32 protein-coding genes and 1 pseudogene are annotated in these 19,868 nt (G+C 44.0%); 18 read left to right on the top strand and 15 right to left on the bottom strand.

The window, feature by feature from the left end:
- The first annotated feature begins 155 nt into the window (after positions 1-155).
- From argS to HFV01_RS26720, 4 genes and pseudogenes are all read left to right on the top strand, one after another.
- The gene (gene argS, locus HFV01_RS26735; protein ID WP_193520549.1) at positions 156-848 is read left to right on the top strand and encodes an arginine--tRNA ligase domain-containing protein; all 693 of its coding nucleotides are present in this window, start codon (positions 156-158) and stop codon (positions 846-848) included.
- A gap of 170 nt (positions 849-1,018) precedes the next feature.
- Complete coding sequence (locus tag HFV01_RS26730; RefSeq protein WP_193520548.1) at positions 1,019-1,744, top strand: hypothetical protein; 726 nt, start codon at positions 1,019-1,021, stop codon at positions 1,742-1,744.
- Between the two features lie 170 nt (positions 1,745-1,914).
- Positions 1,915-2,727, top strand: a complete 813-nt coding sequence (locus HFV01_RS26725) for a hypothetical protein (RefSeq protein ID WP_006670239.1) — start codon at positions 1,915-1,917, stop codon at positions 2,725-2,727.
- A 171-nt stretch (positions 2,728-2,898) separates the two neighbouring features.
- Positions 2,899-3,210: pseudogene (locus HFV01_RS26720) on the top strand (hypothetical protein); the annotation flags it as partial.
- Between the two features lie 70 nt (positions 3,211-3,280).
- Here HFV01_RS26720 and HFV01_RS26715 read toward each other — a convergent pair.
- From HFV01_RS26715 to HFV01_RS26700, 4 genes are all read right to left on the bottom strand, one after another.
- Complete coding sequence (locus HFV01_RS26715; protein WP_006622296.1) at positions 3,281-3,571, bottom strand: type II toxin-antitoxin system RelE/ParE family toxin; 291 nt, start codon at positions 3,569-3,571, stop codon at positions 3,281-3,283.
- Positions 3,559-3,906: a hypothetical protein gene (locus HFV01_RS26710; RefSeq protein WP_006670237.1), complete on the bottom strand. Its 348-nt coding sequence runs from the start codon at positions 3,904-3,906 to the stop codon at positions 3,559-3,561. The genes HFV01_RS26715 and HFV01_RS26710 overlap by 13 nt, the downstream gene beginning before the upstream one ends.
- 77 nt (positions 3,907-3,983) lie before the next feature.
- Complete coding sequence (locus HFV01_RS26705) at positions 3,984-4,256, bottom strand: hypothetical protein (RefSeq protein ID WP_006622294.1); 273 nt, start codon at positions 4,254-4,256, stop codon at positions 3,984-3,986.
- An 824-nt stretch (positions 4,257-5,080) separates the two neighbouring features.
- A complete protein-coding gene (locus HFV01_RS26700) occupies positions 5,081-5,221 on the bottom strand; it encodes a hypothetical protein (protein WP_193520546.1) in 141 nt (46 codons plus the stop codon).
- A 56-nt stretch (positions 5,222-5,277) separates the two neighbouring features.
- Between HFV01_RS26700 and HFV01_RS26695 the strand changes: the two genes are divergently transcribed.
- From HFV01_RS26695 to HFV01_RS26685, 3 genes are all read left to right on the top strand, one after another.
- Complete coding sequence (locus HFV01_RS26695; protein WP_006622291.1) at positions 5,278-5,553, top strand: hypothetical protein; 276 nt, start codon at positions 5,278-5,280, stop codon at positions 5,551-5,553.
- 3 nt (positions 5,554-5,556) lie between these two features.
- Entirely contained in the window at positions 5,557-5,919 is a 363-nt protein-coding gene (locus HFV01_RS31415; protein ID WP_318285999.1) for a hypothetical protein, read from the top strand.
- Between the two features lie 113 nt (positions 5,920-6,032).
- The gene (locus HFV01_RS26685) at positions 6,033-6,245 is read left to right on the top strand and encodes a type II toxin-antitoxin system HicB family antitoxin (RefSeq protein WP_006622285.1); all 213 of its coding nucleotides are present in this window, start codon (positions 6,033-6,035) and stop codon (positions 6,243-6,245) included.
- 543 nt (positions 6,246-6,788) lie between these two features.
- Here HFV01_RS26685 and HFV01_RS26680 read toward each other — a convergent pair.
- The gene (locus HFV01_RS26680; protein ID WP_193521347.1) at positions 6,789-6,956 is read right to left on the bottom strand and encodes a hypothetical protein; all 168 of its coding nucleotides are present in this window, start codon (positions 6,954-6,956) and stop codon (positions 6,789-6,791) included.
- Positions 6,957-7,035: 79 nt separating this feature from the next.
- On the opposite strand from HFV01_RS26680, the gene HFV01_RS26675 reads away from it, so the two are divergent.
- The 3 genes from HFV01_RS26675 to HFV01_RS26665 all read left to right on the top strand — a co-directional run bounded on the left by HFV01_RS26675 (position 7,036) and on the right by HFV01_RS26665 (position 13,554).
- The gene (locus HFV01_RS26675) at positions 7,036-9,222 is read left to right on the top strand and encodes a tetratricopeptide repeat protein (RefSeq protein WP_193520545.1); all 2,187 of its coding nucleotides are present in this window, start codon (positions 7,036-7,038) and stop codon (positions 9,220-9,222) included.
- A gap of 100 nt (positions 9,223-9,322) precedes the next feature.
- Positions 9,323-10,828, top strand: coding sequence for a discoidin domain-containing protein (locus HFV01_RS31410; protein ID WP_318285998.1), 1,506 nt, complete (start codon positions 9,323-9,325; stop codon positions 10,826-10,828).
- A gap of 110 nt (positions 10,829-10,938) precedes the next feature.
- Positions 10,939-13,554, top strand: coding sequence for a DUF268 domain-containing protein (locus tag HFV01_RS26665; protein WP_318285997.1), 2,616 nt, complete (start codon positions 10,939-10,941; stop codon positions 13,552-13,554).
- Here the strand turns inward: HFV01_RS26665 and HFV01_RS26660 are convergent.
- From HFV01_RS26660 to HFV01_RS26640, 6 genes are all read right to left on the bottom strand, one after another.
- Positions 13,549-13,656, bottom strand: a complete 108-nt coding sequence (locus HFV01_RS26660) for a tetratricopeptide repeat protein (protein WP_233497939.1) — start codon at positions 13,654-13,656, stop codon at positions 13,549-13,551. The two genes, HFV01_RS26665 and HFV01_RS26660, sit on opposite strands and share 6 nt — an antisense overlap.
- Position 13,657: 1 nt before the next feature.
- Positions 13,658-13,786, bottom strand: coding sequence for a hypothetical protein (locus tag HFV01_RS31405; protein ID WP_318285996.1), 129 nt, complete (start codon positions 13,784-13,786; stop codon positions 13,658-13,660).
- 261 nt (positions 13,787-14,047) lie between these two features.
- Positions 14,048-14,221 carry a hypothetical protein gene (locus tag HFV01_RS26655; protein ID WP_193520544.1) on the bottom strand — a complete coding sequence of 58 codons (174 nt, stop codon included), beginning with the start codon at positions 14,219-14,221 and terminating at the stop codon, positions 14,048-14,050.
- A gap of 81 nt (positions 14,222-14,302) precedes the next feature.
- The gene (locus HFV01_RS26650; RefSeq protein WP_006622280.1) at positions 14,303-14,485 is read right to left on the bottom strand and encodes a type II toxin-antitoxin system HicA family toxin; all 183 of its coding nucleotides are present in this window, start codon (positions 14,483-14,485) and stop codon (positions 14,303-14,305) included.
- An 8-nt stretch (positions 14,486-14,493) separates the two neighbouring features.
- Positions 14,494-14,730, bottom strand: a complete 237-nt coding sequence (locus tag HFV01_RS26645; RefSeq protein WP_006622279.1) for a type II toxin-antitoxin system HicB family antitoxin — start codon at positions 14,728-14,730, stop codon at positions 14,494-14,496.
- 129 nt (positions 14,731-14,859) lie between these two features.
- On the bottom strand, positions 14,860-15,507 hold the full coding sequence (locus tag HFV01_RS26640; protein WP_046321596.1) for a Uma2 family endonuclease: 648 nt from the start codon (positions 15,505-15,507) through the stop codon (positions 14,860-14,862).
- Between the two features lie 245 nt (positions 15,508-15,752).
- On the opposite strand from HFV01_RS26640, the gene HFV01_RS26635 reads away from it, so the two are divergent.
- Both HFV01_RS26635 and HFV01_RS26630 read left to right on the top strand, forming a co-directional pair.
- A complete protein-coding gene (locus tag HFV01_RS26635; protein WP_152344072.1) occupies positions 15,753-15,956 on the top strand; it encodes a hypothetical protein in 204 nt (67 codons plus the stop codon).
- A gap of 17 nt (positions 15,957-15,973) precedes the next feature.
- The gene (locus tag HFV01_RS26630; protein WP_006622275.1) at positions 15,974-16,144 is read left to right on the top strand and encodes a hypothetical protein; all 171 of its coding nucleotides are present in this window, start codon (positions 15,974-15,976) and stop codon (positions 16,142-16,144) included.
- 1 nt (position 16,145) lies between these two features.
- On the opposite strand, the gene HFV01_RS26625 is transcribed toward HFV01_RS26630, so the two are convergent.
- On the bottom strand, positions 16,146-16,592 hold the full coding sequence (locus HFV01_RS26625; RefSeq protein ID WP_108615132.1) for a DUF29 domain-containing protein: 447 nt from the start codon (positions 16,590-16,592) through the stop codon (positions 16,146-16,148).
- Positions 16,593-16,637: 45 nt separating this feature from the next.
- Positions 16,638-16,940 carry a hypothetical protein gene (locus HFV01_RS26620; protein WP_035758892.1) on the bottom strand — a complete coding sequence of 101 codons (303 nt, stop codon included), beginning with the start codon at positions 16,938-16,940 and terminating at the stop codon, positions 16,638-16,640.
- On the opposite strand from HFV01_RS26620, the gene HFV01_RS26615 reads away from it, so the two are divergent.
- The 6 genes from HFV01_RS26615 to HFV01_RS31395 all read left to right on the top strand — a co-directional run bounded on the left by HFV01_RS26615 (position 16,939) and on the right by HFV01_RS31395 (position 19,048).
- Entirely contained in the window at positions 16,939-17,598 is a 660-nt protein-coding gene (locus tag HFV01_RS26615; RefSeq protein ID WP_193520543.1) for a hypothetical protein, read from the top strand. The genes HFV01_RS26620 and HFV01_RS26615 overlap by 2 nt on opposite strands.
- On the top strand, positions 17,567-17,728 hold the full coding sequence (locus HFV01_RS26610) for a hypothetical protein (RefSeq protein WP_155839100.1): 162 nt from the start codon (positions 17,567-17,569) through the stop codon (positions 17,726-17,728). The genes HFV01_RS26615 and HFV01_RS26610 overlap by 32 nt, the downstream gene beginning before the upstream one ends.
- Positions 17,729-18,029: 301 nt before the next feature.
- Positions 18,030-18,305, top strand: a complete 276-nt coding sequence (locus tag HFV01_RS26605; protein WP_006670159.1) for a hypothetical protein — start codon at positions 18,030-18,032, stop codon at positions 18,303-18,305.
- A gap of 6 nt (positions 18,306-18,311) precedes the next feature.
- On the top strand, positions 18,312-18,437 hold the full coding sequence (locus HFV01_RS31400; RefSeq protein ID WP_260378521.1) for a hypothetical protein: 126 nt from the start codon (positions 18,312-18,314) through the stop codon (positions 18,435-18,437).
- Positions 18,424-18,714: a PIN domain-containing protein gene (locus HFV01_RS26600; protein WP_006622270.1), complete on the top strand. Its 291-nt coding sequence runs from the start codon at positions 18,424-18,426 to the stop codon at positions 18,712-18,714. Before HFV01_RS31400 ends, HFV01_RS26600 begins: the two co-directional genes overlap by 14 nt.
- A gap of 205 nt (positions 18,715-18,919) precedes the next feature.
- A complete protein-coding gene (locus tag HFV01_RS31395; protein ID WP_318285995.1) occupies positions 18,920-19,048 on the top strand; it encodes a hypothetical protein in 129 nt (42 codons plus the stop codon).
- On the opposite strand, the gene HFV01_RS26595 is transcribed toward HFV01_RS31395, so the two are convergent.
- Positions 19,023-19,163 (bottom strand): hypothetical protein, encoded by a 141-nt coding sequence (locus HFV01_RS26595; protein ID WP_157234402.1) that lies wholly within the window; start codon positions 19,161-19,163, stop codon positions 19,023-19,025. The genes HFV01_RS31395 and HFV01_RS26595 overlap by 26 nt on opposite strands.
- A gap of 107 nt (positions 19,164-19,270) precedes the next feature.
- Positions 19,271-19,840, bottom strand: a complete 570-nt coding sequence (locus tag HFV01_RS26590) for a Uma2 family endonuclease (protein ID WP_006670161.1) — start codon at positions 19,838-19,840, stop codon at positions 19,271-19,273.
- Positions 19,841-19,868 lie beyond the last annotated feature (28 nt).

Raw genomic sequence — 19,868 nt, 5'->3', positions numbered from 1 at the left:
TTCACCAGCAGCTATATAAACCCGCCCCCGTTTTTTGAAAAAACCGGGTTTCTCGAAGTTTCCAGAAACAGGCGATCGCGCAGTCGGAGTGCCACGTATCGCGCAGTGGTGACCTGCTAAAATGTAGAATTAAAACACCACCAAGGACAACCCCCATGACCACCAATGCTGATGATGTTTGGAGACTGCTGGCGGAACTCATAGAAGCCCAAAAGGAAACTGAACGAGTCATCAAAGAAGAGTCCCAAGAAACCGAACGTTGCTTCCGGGAAACCGATCGCCGCTTCCGGGAACAATCCGAAGAAACCGATCGCCGCTTCGAGGAAACCAAGCAACTCCTCCAGCGACAGTCCGAAGAAAGCGATCGCCGCTTCCGAGAAACCGAACGAATCATCCAACAACAAAACCAACAACTCAACCGGCAATTAGGAGAACTGGGTAACCGCCTCGGAGAATTTGTCGAATGGCAAGTCCGCCCCGCCGTCGTCCAACTGTTTCAGCGACGAGGAATTTCCGTTAATGAATTCCACCCTAATATCTCCGTTAAACGCTTTGGAGAAGCCATAGAAATTGATTTGCTGGTGGTCAACACTGACCAAGCCATATTAGTGGAAGTCAAAAGTAAACTCACCGAAACCGACATCAACAAACACCTGGAAAGACTGGAAAAATTCAAGCGGTTAATGCCCGCTTATCGTGATTTTCATGCCATGGGAGCCGTAGCCGGAATGGTGGTTCCCGAAGAAGTCGCCAGCTATGGCTATCGTCGGGGGTTATTTGTATTGGCACAGTCGGGAGATAGTGTAGTGATTTTAAATGATGATAAATTCCGTCCCCGCCAATGGTAAATTAGAGCCAGAGTTAGCATGGGCGCGTGTCGGAGTGCCACGTTAAGAAACCCGGTTTTTTGAAAAAACCGGGTTTCTGGAAACAGGCGATCGCGCAGTCGGAGTGCCACGTATCGCGCAGTGGTGACCTGCTAAAATGTAGAATTAAAACACCACCAAGGACAACCCCCATGACCACCAATGCTGATGATGTTTGGAGACTGCTGGCGGAACTCATAGAAGCCCAAAAGGAAACTGAACGAGTCATCAAAGAAGAGTCCCAAGAAACCGAACGTTGCTTCCGGGAAACCGATCGCCGCTTCCGGGAACAATCCGAAGAAAGCGATCGCCGTTTCGAGGAAACCCGACAACTCCTCCAGCGACAGTCCGAGGAAAGTGATCGTCGCTTCGAGGAAACCAAGCAACTCCTCCAGCGACAGTCCGAGGAAACCGAACGAATCATCAAACAACAGAATGAAAAACTGAACCAGGAATTAGGCAAACTGGGTAACCGCCTCGGAGAATTTGTCGAATGGCAAGTCCGCCCCGCCGTCGTCCAACTGTTTCAGCGACGAGGAATTGCGGTTAATGAATTCTGCGCTAATATCTCCGTTAAACGCTTTGGAGAAGCCATAGAAATTGATTTGCTGGTGGTCAACACTGACCAAGCCATATTAGTGGAAGTCAAAAGTAAACTCACCGAAACCGACATCGACGAACACCTGGAAAGACTGGAAAAATTCAAGCGGTTAATGCCCCGTTATAGTGATGTCAAAGCCATGGGAGCCGTAGCCGGAATGGTGGTTCCCGAAGAAGTCGCCAGCTATGGCTATCGTCGGGGGTTATTTGTATTGGCACAGTCGGGAGATAGTGTAGTGATTTTAAATGATGATAAATTCCGTCCCCGCCAATGGTAAATTAGAGCCAGAGTTAGCATGGGCGCGTGTCGGAGTGCCACGTTAAGAAACCCGGTTTTTTGAAAAAACCGGGTTTCTGGAAACAGGCGATCGCGCAGTCGGAGTGCCACGTATCGCGCAGTGGTGACCTGCTAAAATGGAGAATTCAAACACCACCAAGGACAACCCCCATGACCACCAATGCTGATGATGTTTGGAGACTGCTGGCGGAACTCATAGAAGCCCAAAAGGAAACTGAACGAGTCATCAAAGAAGAGTCCCAAGAAACCGAACGCCGCTTCCGGGAAACCGATCGCCGCTTCGAGGAAACCAAGCAACTCCTCCAGCGACAGTCCGAAGAAAGCGATCGTCGCTTCCGGGAACAATCCGAAGAAAGCGATCGCCGCTTCCGGGAACAATCCGAAGAAAGCGATCGCCGTTTCGAGGAAACCCGACAACTCCTCCAGCGACAGTCCGAGGAAAGTGATCGTCGCTTCGAGGAAACCAAGCAACTCCTCCAGCGACAGTCCGAGGAAACCGAACGAATCATCAAACAACAGAATGAAAAACTGAACCAGGAATTAGGCAAACTGGGTAACCGCCTCGGAGAATTTGTCGAATGGCAAGTCCGCCCCGCCGTCGTCCAACTGTTTCAGCGACGAGGAATTGCGGTTAATGAATTCTGCGCTAATATCTCCGTTAAACGCTTTGGAGAAGCCATAGAAATTGATTTGCTGGTGGTCAACACTGACCAAGCCATATTAGTGGAAGTCAAAAGTAAACTCACCCAAACCGACATCAACGAACACCTAGAAAGACTGGAAAAATTCAAGCGGTTAATGCCCCGTTATAGTGATGTCAAAGCCATGGGAGCCGTAGCCGGAATGGTGGTTCCCGAAGAAGTCGCCAGCTATGGCTATCGTCGGGGGTTATTTGTATTGGCACAGTCGGGAGATAGTGTAGTAATTTTAAATGATGATAAATTCCGTCCCCGCCAATGGTAAATTAGAGCCAGAGTTAGCATGGGCGCGTGTCGGAGTGCCACGTTAAGAAACCCGGTTTTTTGAAAAAACCGGGTTTCTGGAAACAGGCGATCGCGCGCGTCGGAGTGCCACGTATCGCGCAGTGGTGACCTGCTAAAATGGAGAATTCAAACACCACCAAGGACAACCCCCATGACGACCAATGCTGATGATGTTTGGAGACTGCTGGCGGAACTCATAGAAGCCCAAAAGGAAACTGAACGAGTCATCAAAGAAGAGTCCCAAGAAACCGATCGCCGCTTCCGGGAACAATCCGAGGAAAGCGATCGCCGCTTCGAGGAAACCAAGCAACTCCTCCAGCGACAGTCCGAAGAAAGCGATCGCCGCTTCCGGGAACAATCCGAGGAAAGCGATCGCCGCTTCGAGGAAACCAAGCAACTCCTCCAGCGACAGTCCGAAGAAAGCGATTCTCGTTCCGAGACGCTGGGCGAACGTCGTTCCGAGACGCTGGGCGAACGTCGTTCCGAGACGCTGGGCGATCAATTTAAGCCCCGTTCTCAATGAGTTACTAATTTTAATAAGGTCGGTTTTCTCGCCCGTGATAGACTCGCAAAACAATCACATCGTCTCCCAGAAGAGTGTAATGAATGACATAACCATATTTACCAATAGAAACGAAGAGTTTACGCAATCCCGGACTTTGACCGATCGCCGTACCTCTGCGGGGATTATCCTGTAAACTTTCGGCAGAAGAGACAATCCCTCGTACCGCCCGGGCGGCAGCGTCAGCATTGTTAATTTTTAAAAAATCGTAATGACGATTGAGATCGTCTACTGCGCCTTCAGTCCAAACTATCTGGGGCATGGGCCTTCCCGATCCGTTCCCAAGCGATCGGCCCATTCGCGCACGCGGTCATGGGGTACTGAGACACCTTGACGATGATAAGTTTCGAGAGCCAATTGACTTTGCCGAACCATTTCCGCTTCGGTCAGACCGCGAAAGTTTAATCCCGAGTCGATTTCCCCATACTCAAACAATTCTTCAGTTCCGGGATCGGATTCCTTCCTGAGCAATTCCTCAAAATCTTCCAAGCGATCGGATGCACCAATGAGCCATTCCGAAAGCAGATGTTTGACTTGTGATCCCGACAAAGGTTCGAGTCGTTCCAAAATTTTTTGTCTGATGTTATTTTCGGTCATAACATTTAACGTTTTGCCCCTTATGTAAGTCGCCGTTGTTCATCAAAGACATCCAAGCCGATGTAACCACAAAAACTTTACGTCTCTTGCTCATCATGCTTGGGCGTACCATATAAATAACGATCGCGTCGATGTGCCAAATCAGAGATTCCCGTTTCCATTTGACACGCTTCTATCACCGATAAAAATCCATCCCACCCAGATTCAGACGGTTCCGAAGAAACTCCCGGAGCCGGAGCAGTGGTTGACGCATCCAGAAAAGTAATAATAACCGGATTCAATTCGGGATAAGAAATCGGTTCGCTTGGATGAATAACCCCGTCTTTAAAAATTCCCTTGATTGACCGCATCAACTCACGTAAAACTCCTGGGAGGGTTGGAAGCTCCGTGATTGATCGCGGAGAGGAAAACCGACTCAAGCGGATGACCGCCGCCAGCACCCCCTTGCGGGGTGGAGGGGTATGGTTGCCCCTCCATGGAGCTATGGTTGGCTCCGACTCCCTTGCGGGGTAATGTTTGCGCTTGCGCTAACGCGCACGCTGCGCGAACGCTAATGTTCAGAGTCGGTACTTTCCCAATCGCACTGTCTTAACCCCTTAGGACTGTTTAACGATTCGGTTCATGAGCCGGGAACTAGCACGCATTCCCGGGTAGGAACTTTAACTCTTGCTCTGAACGTAGCCAGTTAAGGCTATAGCTGGTCAGCTACCTGAAGGGGAGGGCACGAAGCCCCCGTGCTTCAGCCGGGGGTGCTGACTTCTCAAATTTCGACGGATGTCTATTGTAACACGAATTTCGAGCTTCCAAAGCATTGCCCGTCCTCGGCAGTTGGGAGGGCTTCACCCGCCGAATCACGTCAAACACCTTCCGCGTCGTGTCCGGGCGCCGGAAGACGATCGCAACAACAGGTGTCGTCAGCAATTCCGATGGGGCCATGAGCGCTGGGGGTTGACAGGATGGGTGCGACGCTCTCGATTATACAGGCAAGATGCCCGTGCTACACGAAGAGCGATCGCATAGCACGAATCGCCATTCGGTTTGCCGGAACAAAGTATTCGGTTATCCGCACTTGACAATTTTTTAAAAATATGTATAAGAGCGCCGACTGAGTTACAGGAGTCAATATCCGGTGCGATCGCGCTTCTGTGGGGACGGCTGCACCGGCGGCATCACATCAAACACCTTCCGCGTCGTGTCCGGGTGCCGGAATGCGATCGCAACAACAGGTGTCGTCAGCAATTCCGATGGGGCCATGAGGGCTGGGGGTTGACAGGATGGGTGCGATCGCGCAGCCTGTGCGAAGCACCCATCGCATCGTATCTGGTTTCTGCCAACTTTTCGGAGTTGATAACAAACAGTCGGGACAATTAAGTGCTAAAATTTAAACCCATTCAAACTGAGTTGAAAGCCGTAATGGAAGCTCTGCGAATCATCACCCAACCCGTCAATCGGCAACTGATTATCGATCTCCCCCCGTCACTGACCGGCGACCAACAATATGAAGTGATCGTTCTCCCCATCAGCTCCCAGGAATCGGTGACAACTCCACCGCGTCGCCGACCTTCTGAAAAACTGGCGGGTACAGTTCACTTACTTGACGATCTCATCGCACCCACCACCCCGGACTCCGATTGGGAATCCTCCTGAGCCATGCTATTACTTGATACTCACATTTGGATACGCTGGCACAACCCCCAGTCGGGTCGTTTCGCCCTTGCTGAAAACCTAATCGAGGAGATAGAAACGGCTGACAGTATTCGGTTATCCGCACTTGACAATTTTTTCAAAATATGTATAAGAGCGCCGACTGAGTTACAGGAGTCAATATCCGGTGCGATCGCGCTTCTGTGGGGACAGCTTCACCCCCCGCATCACGTCAAACACCCTCCGTGTCATATCCAGGCGCCGGAATGCGATCGCAACAACAGGTGTCGTCAGCAATTCCGATGGGGCCATGAGGGCTGGGGGTTGACAGGATGGGTGCGATCGAAATGCGATCGTCGCACACTTTAACGATCAGCTTGTGGTATGATCGGAACCGAACAAGCTCCTTCTGGGTCAAAGTTTGAATGAAAATAGCGACCATTTTTTAGGATTGATGTCACCCATGAACGAGGATGATAAAAATGAATTCAGTCATCATTTTTGAAGTGTATCAGGAAGAAGATGGCGGATTTGTAGCCGAATGTTTGACCGAGGATATCTTCACTCAGGGTGATGATTGGGAAGCGTTACGAGTCCATGTCAATGAAGCCATCAAAGGCTATTATTTCGACCAACCTAGCTGTCCCAATGTCAAGCTACATCTAGTCAAAGAAGAAATCTTAGTCATCCAGTAAGTAGATCGATCCAAATTATCGATGAAAATCCCCAGAGATATGAAAGGGACTCATTTGGCAGACATTCTCTGTCGCCAATGGGATTATGAGGTGGTTCACTAACAGGGGAGCCACATTATTTTATAAACAGAGTTGCCCCACCATCAAAGGATTAGCATTCCCAATCATAACCCTTTGCGACTGGGAACTCTCAATAGTATTTTACGAGCAATTTCCCGACACAAAGGAGTTGCTAAAACTGACATTATCAATACATTGTAAGTCACCCTCATTTGAGTTTAGATATCCCCACAACTCGGGCGATCGCATTACCTAGAGCGAGCGGCATTCGGTTTGCCGGAATAAAGCATTCGGTTATCCGTACTTGACAAGTGTAGTTGATTGTGGGTTGATTAAAATCCTTCGCCAGCATATCCTGATGATGGTATAATCCCTGGGTTAATCCAACCGGTCTATATAGACTTGATTCTGGGGAGTCAGGGATTTAGTTAGGGGTAATCAACTGCTGCCGAGCGGTAAGCTAGAAGAGGCGGTGGATGGTTTTCAAAAAGCGATCGCCATCCCCATTTCCCAGGATTTCAGTAATCCTGCTAGGGTAGTGGTAGGCCGGCTGTGATGTAATACGATCGCCTCTTCCAACTTCCCAGACCGTTTCAACTGATTCGCCTGTCTCAGTAACTCACCCGCACTCATTCCTTGACTACTCCTCATAACTAACTTCCCAATCCACACCCACCCCTGACATACACCAGCATCATATCACGATACTTACCCAAATTGACAAATTTCTATGGCTGTGGTACAATGGGGGGACAGTTTCGGCATTGCTTTAGTCTGGGGAGTCAGCGAATTGGTCAGCGATTTAGTGAGGGGTAATCAACTGCTGCGGAGCGGTAAGCTAGAAGAAGCCGTGGATGCTTATCAGAAAGCGATCGCACATCATCCCGATTTCCATTGGTCTCACTTCAAGCTGGGAGAAGCCTATGAACAATCAGAGAATTGGACAAATGCTGTAGCTGCTTATCAGAAAGCGATCGCACTTCATCCCGATTTCCATTGGTTTCATTACAAATTGGCAGAAGCCTATGAACAGTTGGGGGATGATGAGGAAGCCATCATCGCTTATCGCCAAGCCATCAAACTAAATTCAAAGTGTAGCTGGTTTAACTACCAATTGGGAATGAGATTGGTTCAGAGTGGACAAGTAGAATTAGCCATTACCGTCTTCAATACCGGCTTAAAATTAAAGCCCGCTGACTATAAATATTATCAGGAGTTAAGAAACATTTTGGTTCAAAAAGGCGTTCGGGAAAAGGCAATCACTAACTATCAAAAAGGAATTGACATCAATCATAACTCAGTGCAACTTCAATCCAGTTTGGCATTTGCTATTGAACCTAGACTAACCCGTCATGATGGCATCAATCTTGATGTAAATTTAGCCTTAAATAAGCCCACAGCTCAAAGTTCTGTTTATCAGCCAGAAGTCTATGGTTATGATTATCAAGGAGCCTGTAACGGCAAAAAAACTGGAAAATTTGGTTTTCATACTTGTCAAGAAAATCAACCGTGGTGGCAAATTGACTTACAATCCATATATCAGCTTACTCAGATTAAAATTTATAATCGCATTAGTTTTGAAAAACGGGCTTCAGCCTTAAATATTTTATTATCTCAGGATGCACTAAATTGGGAATTATGTTACTCAAATGATTCAGAAAATATATTTGGTGGAATTGAGGGAAAACCCCTGATCGTATATCTGCAAGGCCAAGTGACACGGTTTGTCCGGTTACAATTGCGAGAAATAGGTACTCTCCATTTAGATGAGGTTGAAATATATGGTATTCCTGTGGAACTTGATAGTTCTCATCTGAATTATAATCCAGATGAAAACACTCTATACACGAGCTTTTATGGTGAAGATAACTTCCCATCCCCCATTCCTATTATTCAGGGAATTGTTGCCCGCAGGAATGATGGGCTAGGTACGAGGTTGATGTCTATTTTATCAGCTAGATATGCCTGTGAATACTTAGGTTGTAATTTATATGCTTCTTGGCCTCGCATAGTCAGCAGATATTACTCATCAAATATCCTTAACATTAATAGTTGCTCAGAGATTTTTGAAGGTGGCAAAGTATTCCAAGATATTGATGTTCCTTGGATAAATGAAGAAGGGCTTTCTAAACTAAATACAAAATCCTTAAGCAACCTGAACACAGGTTTTAAGAGAAAAGGGTGTTTTTTTGTTTTAAATAAGAAGCAAATCGAAACTATTTCCCAGTGTCAATTTCTTGTCTGGGATCAGCCTTGGGCTATCGTTCCCTATGGAGACACACTACAACGGGTATCTTTAAAAGTTAAGGATTACTGGAAAAAAATCAATTGGCATCATCAAATCATTGCTCAAATTCAAAAATTTAAAAATCAAATTAATTTCAGACCTTATCTAGTTGTTCATATTCGGAGAGGAGATATTATTCAGAGGCTTTTATATGATAATATTCCAACTCTAAATAAAGATATGCCAACTATATTTCGTCGATTTTTACCTATTAAAACAGCCGTTAGTTTTGTCTGTGAATCTGGATTTAAAGATGTTGTTGTATGTTCTGAATGTAATAAAGCGACTCTAAGATTAGTCGATCAAGTTAAGCAAAAAAACCATCAGATAAATTGTTATATAACATCTGAATTCACCCAATCATTGAGTGAAACTCAAGCTGCTGCTTATGACCTAATTATTATGTCTGATGGTGCTAAGATATTGACATCTTTGGGTAGCACTTTTTCGACTTGTGCAGAATTTGTTAGTAATACCTATCGCTGTAAACCTATAGCAGATTGGGAGAATACAGATTGGAACAATATGGCAGATGAATTAATCGAATATATTGATGAAAATGATAATGAAATGACAGATGAAAGAAAAAGCTTGGTTTATCTTTTTATTAGTAAATATGCTCAGAGATAAGGCAATTTCTAACTTTTATATTGAGGATGTCAAAACGAATATTGCATATCTCTTGACACCTGCTGGATACTCCTGCTAATATGTAAAAAAACAAAGAGTTATGAATAAGATAAAGCTTAATCAAAATTTTGATATCAACTTAGCTTTAAATAAACCTACCGTTCAAAGTTCTGTTTATCAGCCGGAAATTTATGGTTATGATCCTCAAGGAGCCTGTAACGGCAAAAAAACTGGAAAATTTGGTTTTCATACTTGTCAAGAAAATCAACCGTGGTGGCAAATTGACTTACAAGCCATCTATCAGCTTACTCAGATTAGAATTTATAACCGGATTAATTTTGAAGAACGGGCTTCAACGTTAAACATCTTACTCTCAGAAGATGCACTAAATTGGGAATTATTCTATTCAAATAATCCTGACAATTTGTTTGGAGGAATTAATGGAAAACCACTCATCGTGGATATAGCGTATAAAGTCGCACGGTTTGTCCGGTTACAATTGCGAGAAATTGAGTCACTGCATCTGGATGAAGTGGAAATCTATGGTGTTCATGCCTTACATGAGAATCCTCAATTAAAATCTAATCAAGATGAATCAACTCTAGCATCTAACTTTTATCGTGAATTACGAGACAACCTAGAGTTAGAAAAGCGTTTTGCAGAACAGAATGGAATTAGCTTATCGTTGATGAGAAGCCAATTTTTTAATCCAATGTTCAAAGAAATTAAAAAAACAGACACCTTAAAATTGAGTCAGTTTGTCAAATTTGAACAGTTAGATGAAAATCATATCATCAGTGATATTACTGCCGTTTTTATTGAAAAACCTGGAAGATTTGGCAACAGTATAATACAATTATCAAATGCTTATCAAGTTGCTAAATCAATAGGGGTATATAAAATATATTTGCCTAATTTTTGGTATATTAAAAGTGGCACAACAAATACCCAGTCAGGATTTGAGATTATTAATGTCAATACACCGGATTTTTATCACGAAAAAATAGTATTAGAAGGGATGTTTTTTGATTATCAAGTTTGGTCTAAACTTGCCCCTAAATCAATAAGTCCCCCTAACACTTATTTAAACATGATTGATTTAGGCGAGGCATTTAATCTTAAACATTCTCAACCCTTAAACCAACAGGATCTTGTGATCCATATACGCTCTGGTGATATTTTTAAAAATCCGCATTTAAACTATGGTCAACCGCCTCTTTCCTTCTATCAGAAAATAATACAGCATCAAAGCTGGCATTCAATCAATTTAGTTTTTGAAGACAAATTAAATCATATTATTGAACCACTAATTGATTTTTGCCAATCCCAATGTACAGTGGTGCGGCAAATGAGTAATGATTTGAGAGCAGATATAGAGTATTTGCTCAGAGCCAAAACTTTGGTGGCTAGTCGGGGCAGTTTTTGCCCTGCAATTGCAACAATTTCAAAAAATTTAGAAACAGTGTATTATTTTGAAGGATCCTTCAGTGTATTTTCCTTGGATAACCCCAATGTTTCCTGCGTAAGAGTCATTGATAAAAAGGGTACTTACAAATCTAAAGTATTGAAGGAAACTGGAAAAACACCGAAGCACAGCGCCAACTGATGCTATCGTATCCCCTCAGTTATTTGGATTTTGATATAGATAAGTCCAAGATTTCTAAGGTTATACCTATTGTTAACATCGATAAAAACAATCATTTAAGGAGTTCCAAAATGTCTGCCAATAGTATCTATAATATGCTCTCAACAATACTTATAATGAAACCCAAGCCTTCACCAGTTCCACTGATTAGAATCGGAGGGGAAAGAGATGGAGCGTATTTAATACCTGACGACCTTGATAATATTAAAGCCTGTTTTTCTCCGGGTGTCGCCAACCGTAAGAATTTTGAAGATGAATTAACAGATACCTATGGTATTCAATGCCATATGTGTGACAAGTCTAGTGATATAGATAAATTCCAAACCCCCCTCAAAGAAGGAATGCAAACATTTAAGAAGAAGTGGCTAGATGTGAATGGTGAAACGGATAGCATTTCCTTAGATGCTTGGGTTGAAGAACTTGCACCTGATCAAAAAGATGATCTGATGCTGCAAATGGACATTGAAGGAGCAGAATACCGCAATATACTACAAACCTCAGAGCAAGTTTTGAAAAGGTTTAGAATAATTCTCGTTGAAGTTCATAGTCTAGGGGTAGCCCGAAATCCTGAACAGTTTGAGGTGAATCTCGGTCCATTTCTCAGAAAACTTGACCAGCACTTTATCTGTGTTCATACACACCCAAACAATTGCTGTGGTGACTTTATGATTCCGGGAACCCACATCAATCTGCCCAATGTTTATGAGTTAACCTTTTTAAGACGCGATCGCTTCAATGAGAAGAATCTCTCCTCTTGGCATGAACCCATGATGCCACATCCCCTAGACATTAAGAGGAATGTAGACAGAAAACCTCCTATATTTTTAAGTGAAGAATCACCCACTCAAGTTCCTCGCAATCATGCTTCAACCATTAAATTGCTTGAAGATAAGCTGAACTATTATATGTATATGTCAAGCCTTGCTAACAAAGAACCAAATCCCAATAAAGATTCGGTTTTACTACGGTTGTATCAACTGACACAATCAATTACTAAAAGTCTTTTATTGGAAGAAGATATAAACATCGACTCCAAAGATATTACTGATGTGGCTGAAGGGAAAAATTATTATCTTAGTAGTGGCTACAAGAACTATCCGAAACAAGGCTTGGTAAAGCCGAAAAACCCTTTCTTTTTCCATACCGGATTTGGCTCTAATCAGTACATTACTATTGATTTGGGGAAAGAACACATATTGACTTCCCTTGCGATCGCCAATAGAGTCGATGTATGTAAAGAACGCGCTCGTTGCTTGTTTTACACAGTACACAATAGCCTTAAACCCGATCTGTCTTTCGGTTTACCGCTTAACATAAATGAGTCTTTTTGGAAAGGAGATGACTTAGAATGTAACACAATCCTTAAAAAAGCAAAAGGACGGTATATAACCATATTCTCACCCGAAGACACAGCTTTACACTTTTCTGCCATCAAGGTATTTGGTATCTGTAATGATGATACCGATTCTTGTGCTAACTTGGCTTTCAACAAACCCACAGCTCAAAGTTCTATTTACGATCATCAAAAATACGATCCTCACGGTGCCTGCAATGGTAATAAAACTGGCGGATTCGGATTTCATACTGCCCTAGAAAACCAACCTTGGTGGCAGATTGATTTGCAAAAAAACTATCAGCTTTCTGAGATCAAAATTTTTAATCGGATGAATTTTAAAGAACGCGCCTCGACTTTAAATATCTTATTGTCTCAGGATGCACTGAATTGGAAATTATGCTACTCAAATCATCAGGAAAATCCATTTGGTGGGATTGACGGAAAGCCCTTGAAAGTAAATATGCAACATCAAGTCGCACGGTTTGTGCGGTTACAATTGCGAGAAAATGAGTATTTTCATCTTGATGAAGTTGAAATATATGGCGATCCTTTACCCAGCTCTGAAAGCTTAAAGTTAGACTCTAATCAAGATGAACCAACTTTATCTGCCAACTTTTATCGTCACGCCTGCCTACCTCCTTCTCCCCCTCCCAAACAAATCCCCACAGAATTGAAGGTTGATTTTACTCTTGGCGATCGCATTCCAGTTATTTATTCTTATTATAATAATACTCGCACCTCTCCTGTACATATTAGTATGCAGGATTACGATAATGCTTTTTATAAACTGGAAAATGGTTCCTTCAAATACTATGGTCGGACATTACATGATTTATTAAATGCGTTGAATAAATATAGCGTTCTCAATAAGAGTGTTCTGATTTTTGGTTTGGCTGGTATTAACTGTGATGCTATATCTCTTTGGAAAGGAGCTGGAAATGTATATGTGATTGATTATAATCTGCCTGTTTCTGAGCATCCACAAGTTCAGGTCTTGTCTTATCAGGATTATATCAGTAGCAATATTCAAGCAGATGTTGGTATTTCCATCTCATCCTTTGAACATGACGGTTTGGGTCGTTATGGAGACCCCATTAACCCTAATGGAGACTTAGAGGCGATGAAATTAGCTAAAAAGTTGATTAAGAAAGATGGACTTTTATTCTTCTCTGTTCCGATAGGACAAGATTGCGTTGTTTGGAATGCTCATCGAATTTATGGCAAAATCCGTTTACCAATGATGTTGGATGGTTGGGAAATACTAGACAGTTTCGGATTTTATGAGTCTTTGATGATAAATCAAGACTTGGGACGTTTTCAACAACCTGTTTTGGTTCTCAAGAATCTATAAATCAATGACTTGACCCCACCAAGCCATAGCCTCATCTAAATTCCCCTGTTTAGCCAAAGCATCCCCCAAATTAGAATATGCCCAAGCGAAATGGGGGTTAATGTCAATTACCTGATGATAAAGTGCGATCGCCCCATCCCATCCTACCAGAAAAGGAAATTAAGAAACCCCATTTTTTCAAAAAACCCCGTTTATGCAAACAAGCGATCGCATTACCTAGAGCGAGCGGCATTCGGTTTGCCGGAATAAAGCATTCGGTTATCCGTACTTGACAAGTGTAGTTGATTGTGGGTTGATTAAAATCCTTCGCCAGCATATCCTGATGATGGTATAATCCCTGGGTGAATCCAACCGGTCTATATAGACTTGATTCTGGGGAGTCAGGGATTTAGTGAGGGGTAATCAACTGCTGCCGAGCCGTAACTAGAAGAGGCGGTGGATGGTTTTCAAAAAGCGATCGCCATCCCCATTTCCCAGGATTTCAGTAATCCTGCTAGGGTAGTGGTAGGCGGGCTGTGATGTAATGCGATCGCACCTTGCCACCTCCCCCTGCGGTGAAAGAATTTATTGACCCCTCAACCCGAATTATATCACCCGCCAAAGCGATCGCCAACCGCCGACTCCCAGCCCACATCCCCCCTCCCCCATTTTGTAAATAAATTAGCACCAATATCATCCTCAGTCTTATCCCCATTTTTCATTTAAATCAAGCATTTAAAAAATCTTCTGGACGGATTTCAGCTTGCTTTCAAATTGCCCGCAAAGTCCCCTCTGGCATATCTCCCGAATGGTTAGGAATCGTGGTATATAAATTCCGAGCTGGGTTGTACCAAATTTCGTGACTACCAGCAGCTTGGCGGTCAAAAACAAACCCAAAAGTCTTCAACTTTTTCACAATTTCTCGATAGCGAAATCCTGACAATCTTCCCATCAAACAAATTATTCATTAATAATCAATGGATAATCAAACTTTTCGGCAAGAGTTTGTAAACCTTCCCAATTCATAAGTTGTCTTTCACGACGAGCTTCTATTAACTTAACGGCTACATCACGAGCTATTTCCAAAGCTTCAGCCAGAGTTTCTCCCTGAGCAACTAAACCAGGCAAAGCATCGCTGGTTGCTAAATAAACACCTTCAGGTAATTTTTCAATATGCAGTTGCAGCAATTTTTCCATAATTGACACTTGAGAATCTAAGCAAGTCCAAAAGTTTGGGAATTCTTGTAATTATTGATACTAGCAAAGCCCAACTATCTGGGGCATGGTCTTTCTTGTATTACTTATTGTCATAACCGTTATCCTCAGCTACTGCCTTGCCTTAAATATTTGTTCGGCGGTCAAATTGAGTTCTGGAAAAGTTGGCGAAGTCACCACATTTTCACCTCTAAATAAATGGAGTTCGTACTCTCCTTCAACTAAATGATAAACCGAAATAGTCGGTTTTTTGGGGTCTCCAATATAACGCCGACCTCCCAACCCCAAATAATCAACTATCCAATATTCGCCTATCCCTAATTTTTCATATTCTGCCAGCTTCATCAAATAATCATCCCGCCAATTGGTACTGACGACTTCTATAACCAACTTAATACTCACCGATTGAGTAATAGTCGATCGCTTTGTCCACAGAGGCTCCTTTTCTAGGGCATTATCATCTAATACCATAACGTCGGGAATATAAGCCGACTTATCAGAATCTATGGCTTTAATTAGTCCTTGGCGAGGGATAAAAAATGGCAAATTTAAACTATCAATGTAAATTGATATTTTGGATGCCAGAAAACCTGCCACTTTTTCGTGAGTTCCAGTCGGCTGCATTTTAACAATCTCCCCATCATGCAATTCAAATCGACCCTCATAACCATCCGGATACCAATCCAGAAACTCCTCTAAAGTCAATGAAATTTTCTGTTCTTCCGTCGGATTAGTCTTAACAGTTTCCTGACTTAACATATCGCTCCTCCGATTTTATGACTGATTCCCCCCATCAAACAACTCGGTTCTGGCTCCCTCTCAACATATCATCAACTGCCAACCTTGAGCATGAATTCCATAGAGAATGTTGATAACAGCTTCGCCAACCAGCCTGAACCCTTCTTGACTGCCGTCATCAAAGGGGCGGTTTAAACAACAAACATCAAAGTAGATTTTACATTCACATACCCCAGTATTTTACCATATCAAGATACTTACGCAACTTGACAAATTTCTATGGCTGTGGTACAATGGGGGAGGGTTTCCGCATCAGTTTAGTCTGGGAAGTCAGCGATTTAGTGAGAGGTAATCAACTGCTGCCGAGCCGTAAGCTAGAAGAAGCCGTGGATGGTTTTCAAAAAGCGATCGCCATCCCCATTTCCCAGGATTTCAGTAATCCTGCTACCGTAGTGGTAGGCTGGCTGTGATGTAATGCGATCGCACCTTGCCACCTCCCCCTGCGGCGAAAGAATTTATTGAGGCATCAACCCGAATTATATCACCCGCCAAAGCGATCGCCAACCGCCGACTCCCAGCCGACATCCCCCGTTACTCCCCCCATAAGCGGGACGGGAATGCGATCGCGACAACGGCTGTGGTCAGCTCAAATGGTTGATTTAGGGCAGAAATTCAGAGTCCAGCAAATTCTCGGCAGTAAAAGGACACCTTTCCGGAAAAATCTCCAGGGGTAATTCACTTTTTTTAATGGCTTGCTTTCTGGCTTTGACATAAATTTCTTCAATCTCCTGCAAGAAATAATTATACAAAGTTCGAGACTTTAGCAATAACTCCAGTTCAAACCGAAAATTATCAATTTCATTTTGCCAGCCCTTACCGCAAAGCCGCCTTTCCGATTCCCAATACTGGTAAAGCAATAAATGAATCAACAGTTGTCTTAAATAGCTAGATACTTTTCGTCTTTGTTCGTTTCCCAAACTTAAAATTTCCTCCATTAGATGCGGAAAATCAAGTCGATTTATCTCTTTTTTCTCAAGTGTTTGATAGGTTTCTTGAAGCCAAAGATAATAATCTTGTTCATAAAGATCTGAAACATCATTATTCATCGGATTACCTCCCATTGTCAACAAAAATAAAGTTTTGTCCCTCCCTCAACTATACAGGCAAGATGCCCGGACCACACTATGAGCGATCGCCTTTCCCAACCACCCAGGGGTCACATATTCCTGTAGGGGCGGGTTCAACAGCCTATATTCTTCTTCACCAGCAGCTATATAAACCCGCCCTACTTTCCCCAAACAACCATTGTCGGCTGCGCCAGAATTTAAGAAACCCGGTTTTTTGAAAAAACCGGGTTTCTCGAAACAAGCGATCGCGCAGTCGGAGTGCGACGTATCGCGCAGTGGTGACCTGCTAAAATGGAGAATTAAAACACCACCAAGGACAACCCCCATGACCACCAATGCTGATGATGTTTGGAGACTGCTGGCGGAACTCATAGAAGCCCAAAAGGAAACTGAACGAGTCATCAAAGAAGAGTCCCAAGAAACCGAACGCCGCTTCCGGGAAACCGATCGCCGCTTCGAGGAAACCAAGCAACTCCTCCAGCGACAGTCCGAAGAAAGCGATCGCCGCTTCCGAGAAACCGAACGACTCATTCAACAACAAAACCAACAACTCAACCGGCAATTAGGAGAACTGGGTAACCGCCTCGGAGAATTTGTCGAATGGCAAGTCCGCCCCGCCGTCGTCCAACTGTTTCAGCGACGAGGAATTGCGGTTAATGAATTCCACCCTAATATCTCCGTTAAACGCTTTGGAGAAGCCATAGAAATTGATTTGCTGGTGGTCAACACTGACCAAGCCATATTAGTGGAAGTCAAAAGTAAACTCACCGAAACCGACATCAACGAACACCTGGAAAGACTGGAAAAATTCAAGCGGTTAATGCCCGCTTATCGTGATTTTCATGCCATGGGAGCCGTAGCCGGAATGGTGGTTCCCGAAGAAGTCGCCAGCTATGGCTATCGTCGGGGGTTATTTGTATTGGCACAGTCGGGAGATAGTGTAGTAATTTTAAATGATGATAAATTCCGTCCCCGCCAATGGTAAATTAGAGCCAGAGTTGGCGATCGCACTCCCGATTATACAGGCAAGATGCCCGGACTACACGAAGAGCGATCGCATAGCACAAATCGCCATTCGGTTTGCCGGAACAAAGTATTCGGTTATCCGCACTTGACAATTTTTTCAAAATATGTATAAGAGCGCCGACTGAGTTACAGGAGTCAATATCCGGTGCGATCGCGCTTCTGTGGGGACCGCTGCACCCGCCACATCACATCAAACACCTTCCGCGTCGTGTCGGGGTACGGGAATGCGATCGCAACAACAGGTGTCGTCAGCAATTCCGATGGGGTCATAAGCGCTGGGGGTTGACGGGATGGGAGCGACGCTCCCGATTATACAGGCAAGATGCCTGTGCTACAAGCGTTGGTGATACAATCAAAGCATCATAGCCCATCAAATGCCGATCGCCCCCCATGCAAAACATTCGTTTGGCGACCCATATCGGAGAAGATGGCATCTTAAAAGTGCAGATGCCCTCCGAAGTCAAGAACACCGAACTCGAGGTCTTGGTCCTATTCCAAGCGACGACACCCCCACGGCAAGAGAAAGCAACCAAACACCCCAAATGGCTGTCAGATTTCTTTGAAAAAACTTGGGGCAGTTGTGCGGATGCTCCCATCATCATCGATGAAGAAGGAGTCTCTGCGGAATTGGACGATCCGCCCGAAGAACTGTTCGCAACTCGATAAATTCAAGTGCTGTATTTACTAGATACCAACGTTGTCGCCATCTATTTGAATCGGCGATCGCAACTTCTCACCGAACAAATTAGAAGCGATCGATCCGACAGATATCGCCGTTTGTTCCGTGGTGAAATTTGAGTTATTTTATGGGGCGATGCGGAGTGGAAATCCGCCGCAAAACTTGGCAAGGCAACAAGAATTTTTAGATTTTTTTGTCTCCTTACCTGGGGATGATAGAGCCGCCAAAAAGGCGGGAGAAATCAGAAACAACTTGGCAAGTTTGGGAACGCGAATCGGCCCCTATGATTTGCTGATGGCGGCGCGAGCCATTGTCAATCATTTAATATTGGTCACTCATAATACAAGAGAATTTGAGCGAGTCTCGGAGTTGAGAATAGAAGATTGGGAAGTGTAGCTCCCATACCGAGGGCCGCGATCGCATTACCTAGAGCCAGCGGCATTCGGTTTGCCGGAATAAAGCATTCGGTTATCCGTACTTGACAAGTGTAGTTGATTGTGGGTCGATTAAAATCCTTGGCAAGAATATCCTGATGATGGTATAATCCCTGGGTGAATCCAACCGGTCTATATAGACTTGATTCTGGGGAGTCAGGGATTTAGTGAGGGGTAATCAACTGCTGCGGAGCGGTAAGCTAGAAGAGGCTGTGGATGGTTTTCAAAAAGCGATCGCCATCCCCATTTCCCTGGATTTCAGTAATCGTGCTAGGGTAGTGGTAGGCCGGCTGTGATGTAATGCGATCGCACCTTGCCACCTCCCCCTGCGGTGAAAGAATTTATGGAGGCATCAACCCGAATTATATCACCCCTCAAAGCGATCGCCAACCGCCGACTCCCAGCCGACATCCCCCCTTACTCCCCCCATAAGCGGGTATATTAGCAGAAGTGGCGATCGCTTCAACAGGACTGACATTCACCACCGCACCCCCACGCCGCCATCACATTGAATTCCGTCACTCAATTTTCAGCCAATTAAAAATTTCCGTAGTCGATAACTGCATCTCTTTAACACTCTCTAAAACCGGCAAAAATTCCTGTTTTGAGGGGATATCTGGCAATTGATTGAGTTGAAATATCATCACTGATTCATCTTTGGGGTCGATTAACCATCCCAACTCTGTTCCCTGCTTCAGACTAAAAATAATCTTTTTAATTACCTGGTTTGCCGATGGCTCAGGAGATAAAATTTCAATCACCCAATCCGGACAAACTTCAAAGCGATTTTGAATTCTTCCTTGTTCCGTCTTAGGGATGCGTTCCCAAGCGAAAACAGAAATGTCAGGCACCAGAGAACGTCCGCCAAAAGTACACCTTAACTCTGTGAATGCTAAAGCCCCCTTGTTCGCTTTGCCAATGTCATTGATTCTGGCAGATAGATAGGTTTGGATAATACTATGTTCTCCCTGCGGCATGGGTTTTTGTGCTATCTCTCCATCGAGATATTCAGAATAAGGTTTGGTTTCAGGAAGTTTTAAAAAATCCTCTAAGGAAACTTTTGTGACCGCTGGATTCACTGCAACCACGTTTGACCTCCTAACAATGTGGGATTAA

This window comes from Limnospira fusiformis SAG 85.79, assembly GCF_012516315.1.
Lineage (GTDB): Bacteria > Cyanobacteriota > Cyanobacteriia > Cyanobacteriales > Microcoleaceae > Limnospira > Limnospira fusiformis.
Note: the sequence above shows the minus strand (reverse complement) of the source record. Positions and strands in the feature narration are given on the sequence as shown.

Coding starts and splice junctions, on each gene's coding strand:
- HFV01_RS26710 (WP_006670237.1), bottom strand. CDS start 3,906: ATGACCGAAAATAACATCAGACAAAAAATTTTGGAACGACTCGAACCT.
- HFV01_RS26605 (WP_006670159.1), top strand. CDS start 18,030: ATGCAAAACATTCGTTTGGCGACCCATATCGGAGAAGATGGCATCTTA.
- argS (WP_193520549.1), top strand. CDS start 156: ATGACCACCAATGCTGATGATGTTTGGAGACTGCTGGCGGAACTCATA.
- HFV01_RS26730 (WP_193520548.1), top strand. CDS start 1,019: ATGACCACCAATGCTGATGATGTTTGGAGACTGCTGGCGGAACTCATA.
- HFV01_RS26685 (WP_006622285.1), top strand. CDS start 6,033: ATGAATTCAGTCATCATTTTTGAAGTGTATCAGGAAGAAGATGGCGGA.
- HFV01_RS26645 (WP_006622279.1), bottom strand. CDS start 14,730: ATGGAAAAATTGCTGCAACTGCATATTGAAAAATTACCTGAAGGTGTT.
- HFV01_RS31410 (WP_318285998.1), top strand. CDS start 9,323: ATGAATAAGATAAAGCTTAATCAAAATTTTGATATCAACTTAGCTTTA.
- HFV01_RS26675 (WP_193520545.1), top strand. CDS start 7,036: ATGGCTGTGGTACAATGGGGGGACAGTTTCGGCATTGCTTTAGTCTGG.
- HFV01_RS26715 (WP_006622296.1), bottom strand. CDS start 3,571: ATGCCCCAGATAGTTTGGACTGAAGGCGCAGTAGACGATCTCAATCGT.
- HFV01_RS26620 (WP_035758892.1), bottom strand. CDS start 16,940: ATGGGGGTTGTCCTTGGTGGTGTTTTAATTCTCCATTTTAGCAGGTCA.
- HFV01_RS26700 (WP_193520546.1), bottom strand. CDS start 5,221: ATGCGATGGGTGCTTCGCACAGGCTGCGCGATCGCACCCATCCTGTCA.
- HFV01_RS26640 (WP_046321596.1), bottom strand. CDS start 15,507: ATGTTAAGTCAGGAAACTGTTAAGACTAATCCGACGGAAGAACAGAAA.
- HFV01_RS26680 (WP_193521347.1), bottom strand. CDS start 6,956: ATGAGGAGTAGTCAAGGAATGAGTGCGGGTGAGTTACTGAGACAGGCG.
- HFV01_RS31415 (WP_318285999.1), top strand. CDS start 5,557: ATGCTATTACTTGATACTCACATTTGGATACGCTGGCACAACCCCCAG.
- HFV01_RS26610 (WP_155839100.1), top strand. CDS start 17,567: ATGATGATAAATTCCGTCCCCGCCAATGGTAAATTAGAGCCAGAGTTG.
- HFV01_RS26625 (WP_108615132.1), bottom strand. CDS start 16,592: ATGAATAATGATGTTTCAGATCTTTATGAACAAGATTATTATCTTTGG.
- HFV01_RS26650 (WP_006622280.1), bottom strand. CDS start 14,485: ATGGGAAGATTGTCAGGATTTCGCTATCGAGAAATTGTGAAAAAGTTG.
- HFV01_RS26595 (WP_157234402.1), bottom strand. CDS start 19,163: ATGTCGGCTGGGAGTCGGCGGTTGGCGATCGCTTTGAGGGGTGATATA.
- HFV01_RS26725 (WP_006670239.1), top strand. CDS start 1,915: ATGACCACCAATGCTGATGATGTTTGGAGACTGCTGGCGGAACTCATA.
- HFV01_RS26615 (WP_193520543.1), top strand. CDS start 16,939: ATGACCACCAATGCTGATGATGTTTGGAGACTGCTGGCGGAACTCATA.
- HFV01_RS31405 (WP_318285996.1), bottom strand. CDS start 13,786: ATGCCGCTCGCTCTAGGTAATGCGATCGCTTGTTTGCATAAACGGGGT.
- HFV01_RS26665 (WP_318285997.1), top strand. CDS start 10,939: ATGTCTGCCAATAGTATCTATAATATGCTCTCAACAATACTTATAATG.
- HFV01_RS26705 (WP_006622294.1), bottom strand. CDS start 4,256: ATGCGGTCAATCAAGGGAATTTTTAAAGACGGGGTTATTCATCCAAGC.